This is a genomic window from Ammoniphilus sp. YIM 78166, assembly GCF_004522215.1.
In the GTDB taxonomy this organism is placed as follows: domain Bacteria; phylum Bacillota; class Bacilli; order Aneurinibacillales; family RAOX-1; genus YIM-78166.
This window is the reverse complement of sequence record NZ_SDLR01000003.1, coordinates 461,667-480,076: the sequence shown is the minus strand read 5'-3', so window position 1 is coordinate 480,076 and position 18,410 is coordinate 461,667. Positions and strand designations below refer to the sequence as shown.

Here is an 18,410-nt window from a genome sequence, read left to right as displayed (position 1 = left end):
AGATAGCGTTCCTAGGAGGTGGAACATATATGCAAAAAGACTCATCCCTCCGTTACCCGTCTGGATGAGTCTTTTTTATACAACTATTGCAAATCAACTCGACTTGCTTCTTGGTGATATAAGCAAAAGCGAGGGACTTCGAAAACGATCTAGAATCCTTTTTTCTCGTGCACACCATACATCTTTTCATGCTCATTCTCCGCTACTGAATTAAGGGCTTCCTCCACGTAATTAAATTTTCATCGGCAGTTAAGTACGTATCAAACGGAGGCGTTTCCCTCAAGTAAGACTTTAGCTTCATATAGCTAACTTTCATCTCAGGGTTCCCGTCCACAATGGGGAACTTCTCTTCGGTATCGATATACTGATCCACTGCGCGCTGGATACGGTCAATCGTTTGGGCAAATACCTTATCTTCAAAAATCTCATAAGTTTCCCTAGAGATATAATAGTTTTTGATTGGAATCGCCTTCAAATATGGAACCAAAAATTTATAATCAATTTCATTATCATCATTAATTAATACGCTGAAGTGCACACCCTCTGGCTTTTCCTTAGCAAAGGAAGCCGCCGCCCTTCTCACTTCTTCAATTGAGATGTCCTCTTTTGGCACTTCTACTTTTTCCATAACGGAAGGCGGTTTGGAAATACCTAGCCATCGTTTCACAAATCCTAACATTACGAACACCTCCATTGCTGTCCTGCTAAAATTATTATACCATCTTCTCCCAAGCATTAACGCCGCATTTTCTTCTATTTGTTACCATCTGATGGCGGGCTGTCATACTTTGGTTAGTATATACGGATTGATCTTTCAATATAAGGAAAAGGACCTATTTAGACTGTGTATAGTATATCAATCAAACAAGTTAACATATAAAGAATAAACTACATAAGGAAGGAATAGAACAGTTTATTAAAACTGGTGAAACAGAATGACAACCGCGAATAGAGTTATCCACAGAACCTTGAAATTATTCACAATTCAAACTATTCACAGAACAGTGAAGTTATCCACAACCGAACAGAATGGATACCTATGCTGGTATGTACCTTAATATTTCCCATACTAGTAGTTTGCATAATATTTATTATGGTATGTGGATGCGAATAAATAAAACAGACGGTTGCAGGCATCCCTGAACTAATTAAGGCCACCAAGCTGTAATAAAAAAAGCTGTCCTCTCAAAGTCAGTTATTACTAACCTTTTGAGGACAGCCTTTTATTCTACTTATCTCGTAGACTGAAAAAACTCAATCCACTCTCCATCAGGTCCATAAAAGAATATGTAACGTGAACCGTTTGGCAAAGTTGTAATTTCTTTATCAATAAACTTCACGTCTAATTGCTTCAAACGGTGAACCTCTTCTTCAATATTATCTACCGTAAAGGCAATGTGATGAACCTTCCCTTCTTGCGGAAGTTGGTCATTGTAGCCTTGAATTAGTTCGAGCTCCGTCTCTTTGGCGTTCTTAAACCCCAAGAAAGCTAATTGGATATTCGGGTTGGGATGTTCTATCTTTCCTAGAAATTCCATCCCTATTACTTGAGTATAAAATGCGATGGATGTATCAATATCTTTTACCATTACTCCAACGTGTTCGATCTTTTTCACAGACATAGTTAGCCTCCTATAATAAGCTACACTCAAAATGCTTCAGAGCCGAAATCAAGGCATCTATCCCCCTTACCCATTCTAGAGTCTCTACCTAGACTGTTGCGGTTGTAGAAGAGTAAATCGTTTGGAAACCAAGATGATTATAACAATACTGTTCAAGATTACTTCTGGAAGTAAGTAGGACAGGTTATACCATAGGGAATATTGGAAGACCGGCATGCCTTCAGGTGCATAGCTGCCGAACCATACCACTCCAGAAACAATATGAGCGAGCATGCGAATGAAGGCTGCCAAACTAATACCTAAGACGGCGTAAAGGACCTTTCTTTCTTTTGACAGGGAAAACAAGCCCGCTAACCCAATGGCTGCATAGCCTACCGGATAGTCTAGAATGAATTGAATGGGATGAATGACATAGCCGCCCAGCATAGCTTTTAACACTCCAACCAGTAGCCCGGCTGTTATTCCGGCCTTCCACCCTCTTCTAAAAGCAAGGATCACGATCGGGATCATCACTAAGGAGATCGAACCTCCTTGTGCCCAAAGTCCACCAAACTGAACTAAGCTTAGGACGTAAGCCATGGCAGCTACTAGAGCGGTTTCTATCATGATGGTTGTTTGTTCTCTTTGCATATAGCCTCCTGAAAAATCTTCAACACTTCACTCTTAATGAAAGAGTCTACCAGATTACTCTACCTCTTCACAACTGTAAAAGGTAAAGACTTACCTTTCCTATTTCATCAACGGGCCAGTTCCTTATTACCTTTATTCCCAACTTTCAGGGTCTAATTCCGACTCAAATGGAAATACTATCCTCAATGTGTATAAACACGTGGGAGTGAATTAAAATGAAGGTTCATGTGCATATGGAGATTGAGACAGAACCCGAAGTAATGCAAATGGCCAATAAAATTAAAGAAGCAACGGGGCAATCCATCAAAGAAATTGTCGAGTCTCTCATTCGGCAAGCACATCCCTTAACGACCACAACGACATTAGCCATTATTATCCCTGTCTTTAATGAATCTAAGGCTATCCATCATAACTTCTCGGTCATTCACGAGAGGGTTAGAATGGATGGATTACACTGTAAATTTCTCTTCGTTGATGATGGTTCAACCGATGACACCTGGAATGAAATCACCAAGCTGATTAATGACTATGAGCAGGTCTCCGCTATTCGTTTTGCCAGGAACTTTGGAAAAGAAATTGCCATCAGTGCGGGCCTTGATCATATCGAAGCTGACCGGTATCTCGTTATGGATTCCGATTTGCAGCATCCCCCGCAATGTATAAAAGAGATGATGGCCATGATGGATCAGTCTGGGGTTCTTATCGTAAATGGCATGAAGAAAGAAAGAGGGACAGAGACGTTCCTCTACCGTTTTTTAGCTCAAGGGTTTTATAAAGTATTGAAAAGAACAACGGGGCTTAATTTAAACAATTCTTCTGATTTTAAACTTCTGGATCATAAAGTGGTTCAGACGCTAAGAACTTTTAGAGAGAGTAATCTGTTCTTTAGAGGGCTGGTGGATTGGGTCGGATTCAGCAAAACGGATTATTTCTTTTCAGTTGAGGACCGAACAGAAGGAAGCAGCCGATTCTCCTTTGCCAAGCTCATGGGATTGGCTTTAAACGCGATTGTCTCTCATACCAGTAAGCCTTTGTACTTGACTCTTTTTGGTGGTATCGCCTTTTTTATTGTGGCGTTCGTGCTAGGGATCCAAACTTTAATCAATTACTTCTTAGGTCAAGCTGTAAGTGGATTTTCTACCGTCATTATTTTAATCTTATTGTCTGGCTCTATCATTAATATTTCTCTGGGCATCATCGGGGTCTATATTTCACGAATATATGATGAGGTAAAGCAAAGACCCAAATATATTGTCTCAGAGAAAATAGAATAACATGGAAATATCCCGTGCATTGATAGCCAAGCTCATTCGTTACACCTTCATTGGTGGTCTAACGACCCTAGTCAGCTTCGGGGTTTTTTGGCTGTTATATGGATTGATTAAGGTCAATACGAACTTGGCCAATACGATTTCAGTAATTAGTGCGGTAATCTTCGCTTATATTACGAATAAACTGTTCGTATTTCAAAGTAGATGCAACTCAACAAGGGAACTGTTGCACGAGTTTTTCAAATTCATATTCTCGCGGGCTTTTACCATGGTTGTGGAAATCGGAGGAGTGTTTATCCTTTATACCCTGCTTGGTTTAGAGGCTATGATGGCAAAGATTCTGGTTAGTGTGGTGGTGTTAGTAATGAATTATATCTTGTCTCAATTTATTATTTTTAAGCAGCTATGATACGAAAATACTCACTCTTCCTAATCGCGTTTTCGGTTTTTATCATTACAGCATTGGTTAATGTTCATGTTCGACAATATGGTGATGATTTTTTCTACGCCCGTTTTATGTCGGGTGATCTGCCTTATTTCTTCACTAGACATCTAGAGCATTATTTCGTAGCAAATGGACGGGTTATCGTTCATTTACTTGTTACGTTTTTCCTAGGCATTCCTACTTACTTCTGGATGTTCATTAATTCTGTGATGTTGGCAGGTATGGTATACTTTGGTGCTCGAATCGCTGTTTATGAGGATAAAACGCTAGGGCTTTATTCAGCCATCATACTCGGCATAGCGATTATGTTGTTAGATCCGGAAATCACCAGACAAAGCGTGTATTGGCTAACAGGTTCCTTTAATTATGTGTATCCTATGTTCCTTCTGCTTGTCTATTGGTTTCTGATTCGTCGGATGCTAAAGACACAGAGGATGAGAGGGTACCTTCCAGCTTTCGCTTTTTTATCTGCAGCCACTGTTGAACAAGCGAGTCTAATGACGTTCGGACTCACCTTACTCACTCTGATCGAGATCAAATGGATGCAAAAAAGAAAGCTAGGGAAGCTCTTGCTGGGTACCCTTTTGGTGGCTGCAATTGGGATGCTAACGGTCATCGCTGCTCCTGGTGTTTTTCATCGAGCTTCGGTTGAGGATTCCCCAAGGAATGATCTCTTTCAACTCATTGAACATAATATATATACCCAAGGGAGTACCTTCGTTTTCTCCGAAATGATGGCCCCCTACCTCCTATTTGCCCTTCTATCCGCTGTGGGCATCATCATGAAGGGTTCAAAACGCCTACTAGTTAAGTGGAGCACTATGGGGTTAGCTTTAACTTGGCTTTATCTTATGACTTCGGATCCCATGATGAAATGGAATGAGAACCAAATCTTACTCGCCTATTTCCTCCTCGTGTTCGTATTAGGGTATGCCGCTCTATTGGCTCTAAAAGAAGGAAACAGTGTGCCTATGGTGGCTTTGGTTTTATGCTTTGGATCTCAATTTATGATGCTGGTATCCCCTGTCTATGGCCCGCGAAATCTAGTCTTTGCGATTGTCATGCTTTCCTTATATACGGCGACCTTGTTGCCAAGGCTGAATGCGAAAGGGATATCCATCTTAGCTGCATGTGGAGTTGGTTTTCTATTTGATGTGACTTGGTTCATTCCTATTGCACTCCTGGGTCTGATCTTCCTTCTGTTTGGGCGTTATGCCAACAAATCTTTCTATGTAAATACAGGCATCATCCTAGGCTATACAATCCTGCTCGCCATAGCCATCACCGTGTTCATTCCTACGGTTGAAGGGTATGCCAGCAATGCTCAAGTTTTTGATCGGAATATGAAACTGGCCCAAGCGTATAAGGCAGAACACCAGTCAGGGGAACTGATTCAGTATAAATTGCCTCATGAGCAATACGCTTGGGTGATGCCGTACCATAATTCGTATTACCACCCCTACTACAACCTGTACTTAGGCCTTAAGCAACGGACGAAGGTGATGTGGAAGTAGTTCCGTATGGCCCAAAAAGAGTCTCATATGGAAATGAGACTCTTAATGATATATTACCTTACTCTAATATTTCTTTTAATTTTTTCAAGTCTTTTTGGTTGGCTCTTTTCATCATGGACGACATAAAGGGGGTAAGCCATTTTGAAAACCCGGTTGGATTTCCTTTATTTCGTAAAGTCATTAAGGTACTATTGTCGTCTAGTGTTTCCCAAATATAGGTCGTTTCCATTGGAAATGGCCCGTCAGCCGTTCTCATTACCAGTTTTTGTCCGGGAATCCACTCTACAATTTCGTAAATATAGGAAAGCTGTCGTCCCAAAAAATGAGCTATAAATGCAATCTGTGACCCAACGGCTAATGGTTTGGAGGTTTTCCATTCAACGGATTTGATATTCACATACCATTCTGGTGTATGGTCAGGGTTTGCTGCATACTGAGCAACCTTTTCGCGTGGGCACTTTATTTTTATTTTCGTTAATACGTCTACCATCTTCGCACCCGCTTATTCCTTTACACAGCTAGAGTATTGATTTACTGATAAGCCGTCTTCTAAATATGCTTTAAGGTGTTTGCCAAGCAACTCATTCCATCCTTGTTGATGGGCCTCCTCCCAATGGGGTTCGAGGAGCCCGGCCGCTTGGTGAGACAGCTTTAACAAAGTGGAGTTCCCCCTCTCCTCTAATTTATAGATATAATTACTGTTAACAGCCCCTTGCATCCCCAACAGCCCATTTAATCTAATTTCCTCATGTTCCTTAAAATAAATTACAGTGCCCCAAACGGAACCCTGTCCATTTCCCCAATCTTCGTAAAAAAGCCCATTGATTTTCGGTTCGAAGGTAAACTTAGAATCCGGCGTACCCAAACGGATTGCCCACCACTCGTTAATTTCATCCGTTAATGCTTGAAAAACACGTTCCCGTGGAACATTAATAACAACTTCCTGTTCAATTTGAAATGAACTCATCGCAATCTTCTCTTGGTTATTTTCCATATTATTCAAATCCCCTTTGTGATCTTCTAAATTATTTTTTAAGCGTAGCAATGATGAGGCTAATTGCGATTCATATTGGCTCACCCATCTATTATAGAGTTGCTGCAGCGGAAGGGCATGAAGAAAATTCAATCGTATACGGCCTTGACGACGCACTACAACTAGCCCAGCAGATTCCAAGATGTTTAAATGCTTCATGATTGCATATCGCGACACATTGAATTTATCGCTTAGTTCACCTGTAGTCAGTGGTCCATCTTTAAGGTAATCCAAGATTTCAACGCGGGAAGGATGGGCTAACGCTTTAAAAATGTCTGTTATTTCGTGCCCGTTCATATTCGTTAACTTCAAGCACCTCCTTTTATGTTACTATTTGGTCACACCTTTATTATGTGACCAAATAGTAACATGATGTATATAGAAAATCAAGTGGACTTGCTCTTTTGTAAAATGATAACAACAGATGAAAAAACAAAACGAGTTGGCAAATGCCGAACTCGTTTCTTTACCCTATTAGTCGTTATTGGGCTTTTTCTTTAGCGTATTTTTAAGCTGAGTCAATAGTCTTTCTAGTTTACCGATAAGCCCCTCTGCACTCATGTTAGCTGGGCGTCTTTTTTTCCAATCTTTTAGTCTTCTCATCTGGTCTTCCTCCCTTCTCGGTTTACTATTATTCTATTAATTTGAATTCAAAATGATTGGATGTTTGTCCTATCCGATAAAAATAGGCATTTTCCTTAATCCATGAAACCTTTTTAATTCGCCATACGTAGTAAATAATAAAGTAAATAGTTTCCAGGAGGAGAACGATGTCCATTTTCAAAAGATTGAAAGATCTGACGCTCTCGAATGTCTACGCTTTGATTGATAAAGCGGAAGACCCTATCAAGATGACAGATCAATATCTAAGGAACATGCAAAAGGATCTTGAGGATACGGAACAGGCAGTGGCGGCTCAGATTGCTTTAGAAAAAAAATCAAAGCAGCTGTACGAAGACCAGCTGGCGCTTGTTCGCAAGCGCGAAGAGCAGGCTCACTTGGCGGCCCAAGCGAAAAACATCGAGCTGGCTCGAAGAGCCCTGGAAGAAAAGAGAGAGGCTGAGCAGAAAACGGCAGAATATCAGCTGAGCTACGAGCAGAATAAGATGGCCGCTGACAACCTTCGTGAGAAGCTAGCCGATATGAGAAAGCAGTTCCAAGAATTAAAGAATAAACGGGACTCGCTTGCTGCACGGGCGAATGCGGCCCAAGCGCAAAGGAACATCAATAAGACATTCGGCGGATTCGGTGGGTCAGCTGCGGTTGATGGACTCGGACGGATGGAAGATAAGGTGCGACAGCTGGAAGCGGAAGCCGAGGCGAGCGCAGATCTGTATAAAAAAGAAAAGTCACTCGATGAGGAATTTGCGAAGCTAAGTAAAGATAAAGCGATTGAAGATGAATTGGCGGACTTGCTGAAAAAATATGAAGAATAGAAAAAACCCAGACCGACCCTCCTCTAGGAGTGGTGCCGGTCTGGGTTTTTTATTTACTTGTCTTCGCTTTTTGGTAAAATGTCATTCACCAAAGGTGGAGCCTGAGGTCCTGTGCTTTTTTGGGTTAGACCTTTAATCAATTGCTCCACATCAATGCCGGATACGCTCTTGAGCATCTCCGGAGCAGTCGCCATCAGCTCTGTCACATAATTGCTCACTCGAGTAGCCCCGCTGCCATTTCCCGTATCGACTACGGTTAGCTTATCGATCGAGCTGATCGGTTCGGCTACTTTACCCGCGAGCTCTGGAAGCATTTTAACAATAATATCAAGGACCGCAGCTTCACCGAACTTGGCGAAGGCTTCCGCTAGCTTTTCTTTGGCTTCGGCTTCCGCTAGACCACGCAAACGAATGACTTCGGCTTCCGCTGTTCCTTTTGCCCTTTCTGCTTCAGCAACCGCTAGACCATCAAGCTTCTTTTGCTCTGCCATGGCCTTTGCTTCGGCTTCGATCTTATACTGAAGTGCATCGGCTTCCCGCATGCGCTTGGCTTTTTCCGCTTCGGCAGCCATCTCTACCGCGTAGCGATCCGCATCTGCCTTCTTTTTCACTTCTGCATCATATTGCTTTTCTCTGCGGCGAATTTCTCTTTCTTCGAGATCAATCTCTCGGTCTTTTCGAACCAGCTCAATCCTCATTTGCTCTTCGACCACTGTTTGCTTCGAGCGAGCTTCCTGAATATGATAGGACTGGTCAGCCTCGGCCATGGCTCGGTCCTGTTCCTGCTTAAAGGCAGCAATCTTTAGCTGATTTTCCTTAGTGGCCTCGGCAATATTGGTATCGCGAATCAACTCCGCCTTCTGTCCTTCTTCCTCAGCTTTCGCTTTTTGCACACGGGCATCGCGAATCGCTTGGGCTTCGGCAATTTCCGCATCGCGTTTCACCGCGGCAATGCGAGGCTTCCCGAGAGCATCAAGATATCCGTGCTTATCCCGAACATCTTTTATCGTAAAAGAGACAATATTCAGACCCATCTTCTTCAAATCTTTGGCCGCTACTCCTTGCACTTCCTGAGCAAATTTATCGCGATTGCGATACACCTCTTCCACTGTCATCGACCCTAGGATGGCGCGCAAGTGTCCTTCCAACACTTCCTGTGCCTCACTCTTTAAGTCCTCTGTCGGTTTACCCATATACTGCTCGGCAGCGGTTGAGATATCCTCAATGGATCCCCCAATCTTAATAATCGCCACCCCGTCAGCCATAACAGGTACCCCTTGCTCGGTGTAGACCTCCGGCGTGGAAACATCCAGCTTGTGCGAGAGCAAAGAAAGAAATTGCGCATTCTGAAAGATCGGAAGGATGAACGCTCCCCCTCCGCGCACGATTTTCGTTTTGCGACCGGACTCATCGGTGATGACGTTTTTACTCCCTAGAAAGGATCCATTGACGATCATCGCCTCATCCGGACTAACCGTCTTATAACGGGCCCAGAAAGCTAACCCTAACAAGACAATGACACCTATGATCACTAAAGGCACGGTTAAAAATCCCTGCATTCTGCTTCCTCCTCTTTATGTATTTTCAAAGCGGGCCACATAGAGGGTATCGTCTCGAACCTCAACAATAACCACCTTGGTTCCCGCTTGAATCTCCTCCCCTTCAAAGCTGGCGGCAATCTGGTGGGTGGTCGACGCCCCAACCTTAATCAATACCTCTCCGTATCCCTTCACTGGGATAGGAATGTTAACCTCAGCAATCTTGCCAGCAAGCTCCTGAATCGAGTAACCGGTCGAATTCTCCGCGTTTTGCATCGGCTTGACATAAAAAAAATAAACAAGAGCGGAAAGCATGATAGCAGCACATAGCGAAAAAATAACGATCGGGATCACCGATAACGGACTATAGCGGGTCAGCATGACCCCGACGCCCCCAAACATGGTAACGCCACCGACCAGAACCATCGGGTTAAGAAAATCTGGGCCATCCAACGAGAGAAAATCCAACACCCCATCAAGTGCCTGCCCAATTACATCCCCAAAAATCACCGTCACAATAGCGAAAACAACCCCTAGGATCAAACAGCCTAAGTAAAACTCATACAGTGGAATTCACCTCCTCCACTAACCACCAATACTATAGACGAAAAAACAAGTAAAAAGGTTACACTTTTTTAGAAAAGTAGAACAAAAGAACTAGCCATTTGTTGACCATTGCTTCTTCAACCACAACTCACATAACTGGGGCCAAGTATAGGCCTCCGGATGTTCCTCGGCCAACCCAAGTCCATGTCGGCCACTCTCGTAACAATGAAGTTCTACCGGCACCTGGTGCTTTCTTAAAGCAGAGGCAAAAAGAAAGCTGTTCTCCACAGGGACGGAAGCATCGTCCATGGTATGCCATAGAAAGGTTGGAGGCGTATCTGGGGTGACTCGTCTTTCAGTTGATAATTGATTTCGAAGCTCTTCTGAAGCCTGTTCACCTAATAAGTTATCTTGGGAGCCTTGGTGCCGATATTCGCCAAATGTGATTACAGGATAGCAAAGGATCATCAAATCGGGACGACTGCAAATTCGATCGATCGGATCCTCGGCTGCCAGGTTACCTGAATCGAAACAAGTGCCGGCCGTCGAGGCTAAGTGTCCCCCCGCTGAAAATCCAAGGATTCCAACTCGGGAAGCATCAATATTCCATTCCTTCGCATAATTCCGGACAACCCGGATAGCTCGTTGTGCATCCATCAGTGGGACGGGATGCTTGTAAGGATGTACCCGATAATGGAGAACAAAAGCCGAGATCCCTAAGGAGTTCAGCCACTTTGCCACAGGCTCTCCCTCATGATTGGCTCTCCGCGTATAGCCTCCTCCCGGGCAAATAATAACAGCTCCCGATGGCTGCTCGGATTCTATGAGATACGGGGTGATCGAGGGCTGGTCTTCTCCTGTGATGCCGGCTGCAAATGGGGCGCCTTCTGGCCAAAGGTAAAGCGACATGGTAACGCTCCTTTTCTGATGGTTTTTAATCCACTTATTATATCAATTTCGTTAATCTTCGAGCAATTCCTACTTAGGGAATCTAGTTTCTTCAGTCCTCCTTATTTATACATAATGAAAGAAAGAATTTCCTCTGCCGACTGAATCGCTCTACTATTTGGTATATCTATCTGGGCTATCTTTTTATCGGAAAGATAATCCTGCTTTTTCTCTATCCAATTTGTACTTACAATCCCTATTTCAAGAGATACAGAAGGCATCCCCTTTTCATTTAGTAGTTTTAATAAAGACCAAATTTGGTCTGCCAGCTCCTGCTTATTTCCTTCATGAATATCCATTAAGAAAAAGCCTGAAACTGAAATTTTAACATATTGTTGAAGCTGCTCCGGCAACTTAGTTGCATCTAGTCGTACCTGCTGCAATCGTGGCTCGGCCCAGAATCGAAATTGAACGAATCCGTGCTGCTCAAAGTATTGATCCATCCACTGCTTGTACTTATGGTTCACAAAATCTGCTAAAAAGGTATCCTCCACCTGTGAACTCTTGGGCTTATCCCCTGAGACGGCAACTCGGAAAGGGATCATCGGATACGCTGCTAACGTTGCTGTCCCCTCAAACCTACCATCCATATTAGACGCATCCCATGAATACTCAATCTCCTCCATGTGGGCATTGCTTCCATATTTAGTGGCTAGAGACTGTTCCATATAGGCCTGAACCTCTCTTTTTTCTGAAGGGAGGCGGTCATAGATATTAAAGTAGGTTAGAAATGGAAAGGTATAGAAAAAGAAAATGGCTAGCACGAGCGTAATCCAAAACGATAGAGAATTCCTCTGTGCGTGAACATGTTCAGAAGAATGCCCGACCGCTGTATTTTTCTCAAATGCAGTGACTATGGATTTGATAATGATGACAATCCAGAAAATGATAGCAGGCAATCCTAAAAAGCCTAAGGTAATTAACCCCAAAAAGAGAAGCAAGGAATGGATAATAACATACAATACTCCCTTTGCCATATCCCCCATATATGCATGTCCTAGTCCCGGATATAAGATGGAAAGCATCGTTACTACCCAGGGATTTTTTTGATTTCTCATGTTTTTTCACTCCAAATAGGCACTTAGTCTTCGTCGTTCTATAGACCTATTCTATCGTGCTCCTCCTTTTTCCAACAGTACCAATTATTTTTGGTACCCTATCGTTTACAAGATTCCCCGTGATTGGCGGACACATTGGAATATTATAACTGTAAGAAAATATAATCTATGATATAATTTTATATTATATAAGTTTCTAAGTTCTTCAGAAAGGAGCATCGACTTGATAATGGATGACAATAACCTTCAGGACTATGAGCTATCAGGAATCACGCCGGACCATCATCTCGATCTGGGTGACCTCCCTAGCGGATCCAATCTATTTATTCTATTAAAAAATGCCCTTGATCGACTGAGGCAAGAGCAAATCCTGGAAGTGCAAAGCTCCAATCCCCATATTAAAGGAGACTTGCAAAGCTGGTGTAGACTTCATCAGCATACCTTTATGATGGCGTTGGATGCCGGAAACCATTATCGCTATTTGATCCGCAAAGATCGCATCCATACAACCGAGCAACCGGATTGGGGAGTAAAAGTTCCGCTGCGTAAAGGCAAGCACCTCGATATTCGAGATTGGTTTGAGGGCCGGATCGGTCAGGTGATGGAACAAGCACCCGCTTATATTGGTTTCGTTCCAAGAGGAGCAGTGGCCGAGACCGGCATCCCTGATTTTCGATTTCCACTAAACAAAAAAGATCACGTATGGGCTGACAACGTATTGGATCTGTACGAGCAAGCCAAAGAAAACCAATGGAATGCGACAATAGATATTCCTTGGGATCAACTTCCTGAATTACCGGAAGCCATGGAATGGGCTGTATGTCAGATCATGACCTTTTTAGCAGAAAACGAGTATTCCGCACTCTACATACCGGCTAAATTCATGGCCCGAATTGATCCGCACTATATTGAAGTCCTAATGTATTTGTCCACTTTAGTCCAGGACGAATCCCGGCACATAGAAGCCTTCATGAAAAGAGCCTTGGCCAATGGAGGCGGATTACAATATTCGTCTACGCTAACCGAGCGCTCCTTGCACAGCTTGTTTATTCAAGAAGATTATTTTAAATCTTCCTTCCTCCTTCACGTGTTAGGAGAGGGAACATTCCTTGATTTACTGAACTTTATTGAAGAGCACGCGCCCGATCCCGTCACAGCAAAAATCGTGAATTTAGCCAAGATTGATGAAGGCCGCCATGTGGCCTATGGAATTGGGCATGTCCGCCATATCCTTTCGCGACATCCCAACATGGTCCAGCAGTTGATCGAAGCCGCGGAGGAAAGAAATGAATACTTAAGTGAAGCCGGTACTGGTGAAAATACTCACCTCCTTGAAGCTCTAGCCATTCTATCCGGGGGTGGAAGAAGCCCGGAACAGCTTAAAGTTGGCTTTGCCCGCGTAAAGAAATTAAAGGAAGTCATGTACGATCACCGTATCCAACGGATGCTGCAAATTGGGGTGGACATGTCGACCGCTGAGAAGATCTCACAATCCCACACCCCTAATTTTATGTAAATGACCAATTATAGATAAAGGAGTTGTAGATGTATGACTATTGAAAACCATTATTCCCCTACAGAGATCGCTCAGCATATCGCCCAGGAGGTTATCGCACCGCTTGCTGCGAAAATTGACCGTGAACAGCGCTTCCCCTCCGAAGCCTTTGATGCATTAGGAAAATCAGGGCTTCTTGGATTGCTTGTGCCTAAAGAATTCGGCGGGTTAGGCGGTTCCCTCTCGGATCTGTCTGCGGTAACCCAAGTGATGGGTCAAGCTTGCGGATCTACCTCTATGTGCTTCTTAATGCATTCTGTTGCCACAATGGTTATTGCATCTAGGGCCCAGACCGCTCAGCAACAGGAGTATCTTCGTTCCATTGCCCAAGGGGAAAAGATCGGAACCCTTGCTTTCAGTGAAAGAGGAACCGGAGCTCATTTCTATTCCCCTGAAATCACTGCCAACTTCCAAGGAGATCACATTGTCCTCAATGGAAAGAAAAGCTTCGTGACAAACGGAGATCATGCTGACTTTCTCGTGGTTGTCACCAATGCCTCATCACCGGACATCGGCTTGGATATGCTTCTGGTGGAAACGGCGTCTCCTGGCGTTCAGTTCACAGGGAGTTGGGATGGTATCGGACTTCGCGGGAATAACAGCATTGCCGTTGAATTCACCGATGTGAAAGTTCCACTTCATCATGTAATTGGCAAAGAAGGGGACGGATTAGACTTAATTTTCCAAGTGGTCGCGCCGACCTTTATTCTGGGGATTGCCGGTATGAATGTTGGCCTTGCAAAAGGAGCCTATCATGCGGCCTTAGATCACGCTAAAGCTCGCAAATATGCGGATGGACGTGCTCTCTGTGAAATTCAAGCCATCCAATTCTATCTAGCGGAAATGCACGGATCCGTAGAGTCCGCTTCTCTCTTCGTCCAAAACGCCGCTCGTGCAGCAGATGCAGGAGAAGAAGCTGCCATTCTGTCCGTTATGCAATCCAAAATTCAGGCCTCTGAACAAGCGATTAAGGTCACCAATTTAGCCATGCAGGTCTGCGGTGGACAAGGATACACCTCAGCCCTCCCTGTTGAAAGATATCTTCGCGATGCAAGAGCTGGAGCCGTTATGGCACCTACCACTGAAGTCCTTAAAGAGTGGGTTGGCAAGTCTGTAGCTGATTTGCCTTTATTCTAAAATAAGAGGAGTGTTTCCAATGAAGCCAAAAAACTTGTTAATCGGCTCCGTAGCCTATGACCCGAAAGTAATTCCGATCTGGGACATTATCCGGGATTACTATAGGGAGCATGATTTTCCTATCGATTATGTCCTCTTCTCCAACTATGAAGCACAGGTGGATGCTTTATTGAATGGATTTATCGATATTGCCTGGAATACCAATGTAGCCTATGTACGGATCCAGCATGCTTTACAAGGAAGAGCAAAGGCCTTAGCCATGCGCGATACGGACATTGATTTCACGACTAAAATTATTGCTAGAACGGATAAAGGCATTGAAACCCTATCCGACCTTAAAGGCAAAAGATTCGCATTAGGAAGTGCAGATTCAGGTCAGGCTGCCATCCTCCCCTACCATTATTTAAAGACACAAGGCATCAATCCCGAAGTGGATACTCAGTTGATACGCTTCAATCTCGATGTCGGCAAGCACGGGGATACAGGAACAAGTGAATATGAAGTCTTACGTGCCTTAAAAGAAGGAAGGGCAGATGCCGGAGCCATCGGGGAATCAACGTGGATCCGCGTCCTTGAACAAGGCTTGGTGGATACCGATGAAGTCAAAAGTATTTATACGTCCCCTGGCTACTCCCACTGCAATTTTACGGTCCTACCGGACTTCGACGAAACACTAGCTGCGAAGTTTACCGAATTGCTCTATCAGATGGATCCGAATCAGCCTGAGATTAAGAAGATGATGGAAATGGAAGGCTTAAATCAGTGGGTCAGCGCGGAAGGAAAAGGCTTGGAAGGATATCAGATTTTGTTTGATGCTATGGAAGATCAAAACTTGTTAGACCACAAGAAAGAGTGGCAAGGGCAGGTTTAAATTTTGCGCCTACAGCTTAACGAGCGGTGACTTCTGTCACCGCTCTATACGTTTAATTATACCTTTGTTGAAGATGCGGTAAGCAGCCCCTTTCACTTTTTCCCTGGACGTTGCTCAGTCATTGCTTCCGCTATATTGGATGGAGCAGAAGTATTGGCATCGTTAATATGGTGCCTGTCACTCCCCGAATTTTGTCGAGTGACCGAGAACCACACAACGTATTCCTTGATGTTATTCATTGTGATAAGAACCAAGTTTAACTTTGCATTGGGATGATCTGCGATTGAATCAAAGTACAAAATGATAAAAACCCTATCCACCATACAATGGCTGAATAGGGTTTTTATGTTCTGTCATCTCAACAGTTTCCATTAATGACCTACGACCTGCTCATAATCCGGCAGTGAAGAGATGGCCCCCATTTTGGTGCAAACGAGCGCTGCCACCTTATTCGCAAAGAACGTCATTTCCTTTACCTTCTCAAAATCTCGAATTTCTTCCCGAGGGTGTTCCAATTGAGACAACTGGAACAAGATGGCTCCAACAAATGCGTCCCCCGCTCCTGTGGAATCGATCGACTGAACGGGAATGCTGCTTACCATACCCGCCTGATCCCCGCTGGATAGGAACGTTCCATCTTTGCCTAGCGTTACGTTGATCCATTTGGGCCCATATTGATGAAGAATCTTCACTCCATCCTCCAAATTCCCCGTGCCGGTAAGCAGCATCAGCTCTTCTTGGCTGACTTTCACCAGGTCGGCTAACGATAGCGCCTTAATGGATAACTCCCTAAACTTCTCTGTGTTTCCTTTCCAGAGGAAGCCTCTGTAATTCGGATCAAAAGAGATGAAGAGTTGATATTCTTTTGCTAAGTTCATCACCTGAAAATAGGTATCTTGAGAATGCCCTTCCAGCATCGCCGTTGCCGAGCCAAAATGGATGATCTTCGACCTCTTAATCCTAGGAAGATCCAACTCGTTTAGAGCTAATAAACCGTCAGCACCCCGGTTGAAGGTAAAATCTCTCTCCCCATCAGCTTGCAGAGAGACAAAAGCCAGAGTGGTGTAGGAGTGAGGATCCATCACGAGCATCGAGGTATCTACCTTTACCTCCTCAAGCGTTCTCTTTAAATAATGCCCAAACGAGTCATCTCCGACCTTTCCGGCTAAGGCGGCCTGACCGCCCAGCTTGGCTATCGCCGCAGCCACATTAGCCGGCGCCCCGCCTGCTTGTTTTAAAAAGTGAAAACCCTCTACTAAATCCACGCCCCTATCGGTACAATAAAAATCGATAAGCAACTCCCCTAGGCATATTACCCTACTTGAGTTATTCATGCTCGGCACTCCTAGCTTTAATTGGTTTGAATTCCGCCCACTTAATTCGCCGGAATACGGTTTGCCCTTTTCCTAAAATCGAGACCTGGCTTCCTTTATCTCGATCATACGCTGCAAAACTTGCCACTTTTTCCCCCGCGTTCACGAACAGCTCCACGGAATGGAGATCGATGAAGAATTCCAGGGTCAGATTTTCATCTTCGGCTGCAAAGCAATCCTCCAGGTTAATCTGGCCCGGATTGCCGTAATCTGACGTCATGAAAATCCGGCCGCTCTCCACATCCACTTCGATTCGCGTCGATTTCGTTTCGCTTTTATGGAGTTCCACCGTAAAAGGTTTCGAATCCGAAGGATCAATATCCAAGCGCAGATAGCCTGCTTCCCCTGTCCACTCCAGCCTTTCATTAGCATTTAAGATCGTGCCTTCATGGACAATAGAAGGATGGAAATAATGGTTGAGATCAAGGACTGGTTGTTGAATCAACTGATGATCCTTTAAGGCCAATCGTCTCGGCAGGGACATCATCCCATTAAAACCGTAGTCTCTTGGCGGTGCCGTTTGATGCCAGCGGTGCATCCACCCGATGAGCAGCCGTTCCCCATTTTTTCCCTCTGTGGATTGCGGAGCATAGAAGGTATGTCCATAATCCAAAAGCCCTTTGCTTTCCGCTTTGAAGATCCCCCTTTGATAATCCATCTCCCCTACGACATAGACAGTCTTATGATCTACTTCCTTCTGAAATTCAGGATCACAGGGCATCTCGGAGAAGATCAACACGTCCTTATTACCGATGCGGAATAAATCCGGGCATTCCAGCAACGTATTTTCTTCAAACTTGCTTTGATAGATAGAAGCATGGAAGGTCCAGTCTAGCAGATTGCTAGACTTGAAAAGGATAATTTCTCCGCGCCGCTGTTTATTTCTCACCGATAACACGCAGTAATAGACATCCTCCACTTTCGTAACCTTGGGGTCTCTGAAATCACAGATCAAATACTCATTCGGCAATTCCTTTTCCCCAATGACCGGGTTATGCTCATATTTTTCAAAGCAAATTCCATCTTCGGAAAAAGCAAGGCATTGGCGTTCCACGACTTGCGCTTCATCCCGGTCAAACCCGATGTTCGGATCAATGTGCCCGGTATACATCAGGTAAAGCTTCCCTTCCTTTTCAATGGCACTTCCAGAAAAACACCCATTGGCATCATAGATTTTATCATTGGCCAATGCCACAGGCTGGTACCCCCATTGGATGAAATCCTGTGTGGTCGCATGTCCCCAGTGCATATCGTTCCAGACCACATCATAGGGGTAGTACTGGTAAAATAAATGGTATTTTCCCCGATAAAAGGAAAACCCGTTGGGGTCATTCATCCAGCCGATTTCCGGTGTGAAATGGTAATACGGCCGGTTTGTCACCTTCTCTTTATGTTTCAGGATAAAGTCATTGGCTTTTTCTAACTTATTCATT

At 44.1% G+C, this 18,410-nt stretch carries 19 protein-coding genes; 7 read left to right on the top strand and 12 right to left on the bottom strand.

The window, feature by feature from the left end; genetic code table 11:
- Nucleotides 1–202: 202 nt before the first annotated feature.
- The 3 genes from EIZ58_RS13840 to thiT form a co-directional block, all read right to left on the bottom strand.
- On the bottom strand, nt 203–679 hold the full coding sequence (locus EIZ58_RS13840; RefSeq protein WP_167577684.1) for a DUF3939 domain-containing protein: 477 nt from the start codon (nt 677–679) through the stop codon (nt 203–205).
- 553 nt (nt 680–1,232) lie between these two features.
- Nucleotides 1,233–1,622, bottom strand: a complete 390-nt coding sequence (locus EIZ58_RS13835; protein ID WP_134701379.1) for a VOC family protein — start codon at nt 1,620–1,622, stop codon at nt 1,233–1,235.
- An 84-nt stretch (nt 1,623–1,706) separates the two neighbouring features.
- Nucleotides 1,707–2,252 (bottom strand): energy-coupled thiamine transporter ThiT, encoded by a 546-nt coding sequence (gene thiT / locus EIZ58_RS13830; protein WP_134701378.1) that lies wholly within the window; start codon nt 2,250–2,252, stop codon nt 1,707–1,709.
- Between the two features lie 215 nt (nt 2,253–2,467).
- On the opposite strand from thiT, the gene EIZ58_RS13825 reads away from it, so the two are divergent.
- Genes EIZ58_RS13825 through EIZ58_RS13815 form a run of 3 tightly spaced genes read left to right on the top strand, consistent with a single transcriptional unit; the run spans nt 2,468 to nt 5,482 of the window.
- Nucleotides 2,468–3,526: a glycosyltransferase family 2 protein gene (locus EIZ58_RS13825; RefSeq protein ID WP_134701377.1), complete on the top strand. Its 1,059-nt coding sequence runs from the start codon at nt 2,468–2,470 to the stop codon at nt 3,524–3,526.
- A gap of 1 nt (nt 3,527) precedes the next feature.
- Complete coding sequence (locus EIZ58_RS13820) at nt 3,528–3,932, top strand: GtrA family protein (RefSeq protein ID WP_134701376.1); 405 nt, start codon at nt 3,528–3,530, stop codon at nt 3,930–3,932.
- On the top strand, nt 3,929–5,482 hold the full coding sequence (locus tag EIZ58_RS13815; RefSeq protein ID WP_134701375.1) for a DUF6056 family protein: 1,554 nt from the start codon (nt 3,929–3,931) through the stop codon (nt 5,480–5,482). Before EIZ58_RS13820 ends, EIZ58_RS13815 begins: the two co-directional genes overlap by 4 nt.
- Before the next feature lie 58 nt (nt 5,483–5,540).
- Here the strand turns inward: EIZ58_RS13815 and EIZ58_RS13810 are convergent, their stop codons facing one another.
- The 3 genes from EIZ58_RS13810 to EIZ58_RS34840 form a co-directional block, all read right to left on the bottom strand.
- Nucleotides 5,541–5,972 (bottom strand): SRPBCC family protein, encoded by a 432-nt coding sequence (locus tag EIZ58_RS13810; protein ID WP_134701374.1) that lies wholly within the window; start codon nt 5,970–5,972, stop codon nt 5,541–5,543.
- A 12-nt stretch (nt 5,973–5,984) separates the two neighbouring features.
- Nucleotides 5,985–6,812, bottom strand: coding sequence for a metalloregulator ArsR/SmtB family transcription factor (locus EIZ58_RS13805; protein ID WP_134701994.1), 828 nt, complete (start codon nt 6,810–6,812; stop codon nt 5,985–5,987).
- A gap of 177 nt (nt 6,813–6,989) precedes the next feature.
- On the bottom strand, nt 6,990–7,118 hold the full coding sequence (locus EIZ58_RS34840; protein WP_255438269.1) for a hypothetical protein: 129 nt from the start codon (nt 7,116–7,118) through the stop codon (nt 6,990–6,992).
- Between the two features lie 167 nt (nt 7,119–7,285).
- Here EIZ58_RS34840 and EIZ58_RS13800 point away from each other — a divergent pair, with 167 nt between their 5' ends.
- Nucleotides 7,286–7,951: a PspA/IM30 family protein gene (locus tag EIZ58_RS13800; RefSeq protein ID WP_134701373.1), complete on the top strand. Its 666-nt coding sequence runs from the start codon at nt 7,286–7,288 to the stop codon at nt 7,949–7,951.
- A gap of 53 nt (nt 7,952–8,004) precedes the next feature.
- Here EIZ58_RS13800 and EIZ58_RS13795 read toward each other — a convergent pair whose 3' ends face one another.
- From EIZ58_RS13795 to EIZ58_RS13780, 4 genes are all read right to left on the bottom strand, one after another.
- Nucleotides 8,005–9,510: a flotillin lipid rafts scaffold protein FloT gene (locus EIZ58_RS13795; protein ID WP_134701372.1), complete on the bottom strand. Its 1,506-nt coding sequence runs from the start codon at nt 9,508–9,510 to the stop codon at nt 8,005–8,007.
- Between the two features lie 15 nt (nt 9,511–9,525).
- Nucleotides 9,526–10,056, bottom strand: a complete 531-nt coding sequence (locus EIZ58_RS13790; protein WP_134701371.1) for an NfeD family protein — start codon at nt 10,054–10,056, stop codon at nt 9,526–9,528.
- A gap of 90 nt (nt 10,057–10,146) precedes the next feature.
- Nucleotides 10,147–10,944, bottom strand: a complete 798-nt coding sequence (locus EIZ58_RS13785) for an alpha/beta hydrolase (protein WP_134701370.1) — start codon at nt 10,942–10,944, stop codon at nt 10,147–10,149.
- Between the two features lie 101 nt (nt 10,945–11,045).
- Nucleotides 11,046–12,041, bottom strand: a complete 996-nt coding sequence (locus EIZ58_RS13780; RefSeq protein WP_134701369.1) for a hypothetical protein — start codon at nt 12,039–12,041, stop codon at nt 11,046–11,048.
- 229 nt (nt 12,042–12,270) lie between these two features.
- Between EIZ58_RS13780 and EIZ58_RS13775 the strand changes: the two genes are divergently transcribed.
- The 3 genes from EIZ58_RS13775 to EIZ58_RS13765 are packed head-to-tail and all read left to right on the top strand — an operon-like array spanning nt 12,271 to nt 15,604.
- The gene (locus EIZ58_RS13775) at nt 12,271–13,557 is read left to right on the top strand and encodes a sulfurtransferase TusA family protein (protein WP_134701368.1); all 1,287 of its coding nucleotides are present in this window, start codon (nt 12,271–12,273) and stop codon (nt 13,555–13,557) included.
- Between the two features lie 33 nt (nt 13,558–13,590).
- Nucleotides 13,591–14,733 carry an acyl-CoA dehydrogenase family protein gene (locus tag EIZ58_RS13770; protein WP_134701367.1) on the top strand — a complete coding sequence of 381 codons (1,143 nt, stop codon included), beginning with the start codon at nt 13,591–13,593 and terminating at the stop codon, nt 14,731–14,733.
- Nucleotides 14,734–14,752: 19 nt separating this feature from the next.
- Nucleotides 14,753–15,604 carry a phosphate/phosphite/phosphonate ABC transporter substrate-binding protein gene (locus tag EIZ58_RS13765; protein WP_134701366.1) on the top strand — a complete coding sequence of 284 codons (852 nt, stop codon included), beginning with the start codon at nt 14,753–14,755 and terminating at the stop codon, nt 15,602–15,604.
- A 371-nt stretch (nt 15,605–15,975) separates the two neighbouring features.
- Here the strand turns inward: EIZ58_RS13765 and EIZ58_RS13760 are convergent, their stop codons facing one another.
- Nucleotides 15,976–16,938: a carbohydrate kinase family protein gene (locus EIZ58_RS13760; RefSeq protein WP_134701365.1), complete on the bottom strand. Its 963-nt coding sequence runs from the start codon at nt 16,936–16,938 to the stop codon at nt 15,976–15,978.
- On the bottom strand, nt 16,931–18,409 hold the full coding sequence (locus EIZ58_RS13755) for a glycoside hydrolase family 32 protein (RefSeq protein WP_167577683.1): 1,479 nt from the start codon (nt 18,407–18,409) through the stop codon (nt 16,931–16,933). Before EIZ58_RS13755 ends, EIZ58_RS13760 begins: the two co-directional genes overlap by 8 nt.
- Nucleotide 18,410 lies beyond the last annotated feature (1 nt).

Bases quoted from the DNA above. Each gene is read 5' to 3' on its own strand.
- EIZ58_RS13840 (WP_167577684.1), bottom strand. From the start codon at position 679: ATGTTAGGATTTGTGAAACGATGGCTAGGTATTTCCAAACCGCCTTCC.
- EIZ58_RS13835 (WP_134701379.1), bottom strand. From the start codon at position 1,622: ATGTCTGTGAAAAAGATCGAACACGTTGGAGTAATGGTAAAAGATATT.
- thiT (WP_134701378.1), bottom strand. From the start codon at position 2,252: ATGCAAAGAGAACAAACAACCATCATGATAGAAACCGCTCTAGTAGCT.
- EIZ58_RS13825 (WP_134701377.1), top strand. From the start codon at position 2,468: ATGAAGGTTCATGTGCATATGGAGATTGAGACAGAACCCGAAGTAATG.
- EIZ58_RS13820 (WP_134701376.1), top strand. From the start codon at position 3,528: ATGGAAATATCCCGTGCATTGATAGCCAAGCTCATTCGTTACACCTTC.
- EIZ58_RS13815 (WP_134701375.1), top strand. From the start codon at position 3,929: ATGATACGAAAATACTCACTCTTCCTAATCGCGTTTTCGGTTTTTATC.
- EIZ58_RS13810 (WP_134701374.1), bottom strand. From the start codon at position 5,972: ATGGTAGACGTATTAACGAAAATAAAAATAAAGTGCCCACGCGAAAAG.
- EIZ58_RS13805 (WP_134701994.1), bottom strand. From the start codon at position 6,812: ATGAACGGGCACGAAATAACAGACATTTTTAAAGCGTTAGCCCATCCT.
- EIZ58_RS34840 (WP_255438269.1), bottom strand. From the start codon at position 7,118: ATGAGAAGACTAAAAGATTGGAAAAAAAGACGCCCAGCTAACATGAGT.
- EIZ58_RS13800 (WP_134701373.1), top strand. From the start codon at position 7,286: ATGTCCATTTTCAAAAGATTGAAAGATCTGACGCTCTCGAATGTCTAC.
- EIZ58_RS13795 (WP_134701372.1), bottom strand. From the start codon at position 9,510: ATGCAGGGATTTTTAACCGTGCCTTTAGTGATCATAGGTGTCATTGTC.
- EIZ58_RS13785 (WP_134701370.1), bottom strand. From the start codon at position 10,944: ATGTCGCTTTACCTTTGGCCAGAAGGCGCCCCATTTGCAGCCGGCATC.
- EIZ58_RS13780 (WP_134701369.1), bottom strand. From the start codon at position 12,041: ATGAGAAATCAAAAAAATCCCTGGGTAGTAACGATGCTTTCCATCTTA.
- EIZ58_RS13775 (WP_134701368.1), top strand. From the start codon at position 12,271: ATGGATGACAATAACCTTCAGGACTATGAGCTATCAGGAATCACGCCG.
- EIZ58_RS13770 (WP_134701367.1), top strand. From the start codon at position 13,591: ATGACTATTGAAAACCATTATTCCCCTACAGAGATCGCTCAGCATATC.
- EIZ58_RS13765 (WP_134701366.1), top strand. From the start codon at position 14,753: ATGAAGCCAAAAAACTTGTTAATCGGCTCCGTAGCCTATGACCCGAAA.
- EIZ58_RS13760 (WP_134701365.1), bottom strand. From the start codon at position 16,938: ATGAATAACTCAAGTAGGGTAATATGCCTAGGGGAGTTGCTTATCGAT.
- EIZ58_RS13755 (WP_167577683.1), bottom strand. From the start codon at position 18,409: ATGAATAAGTTAGAAAAAGCCAATGACTTTATCCTGAAACATAAAGAG.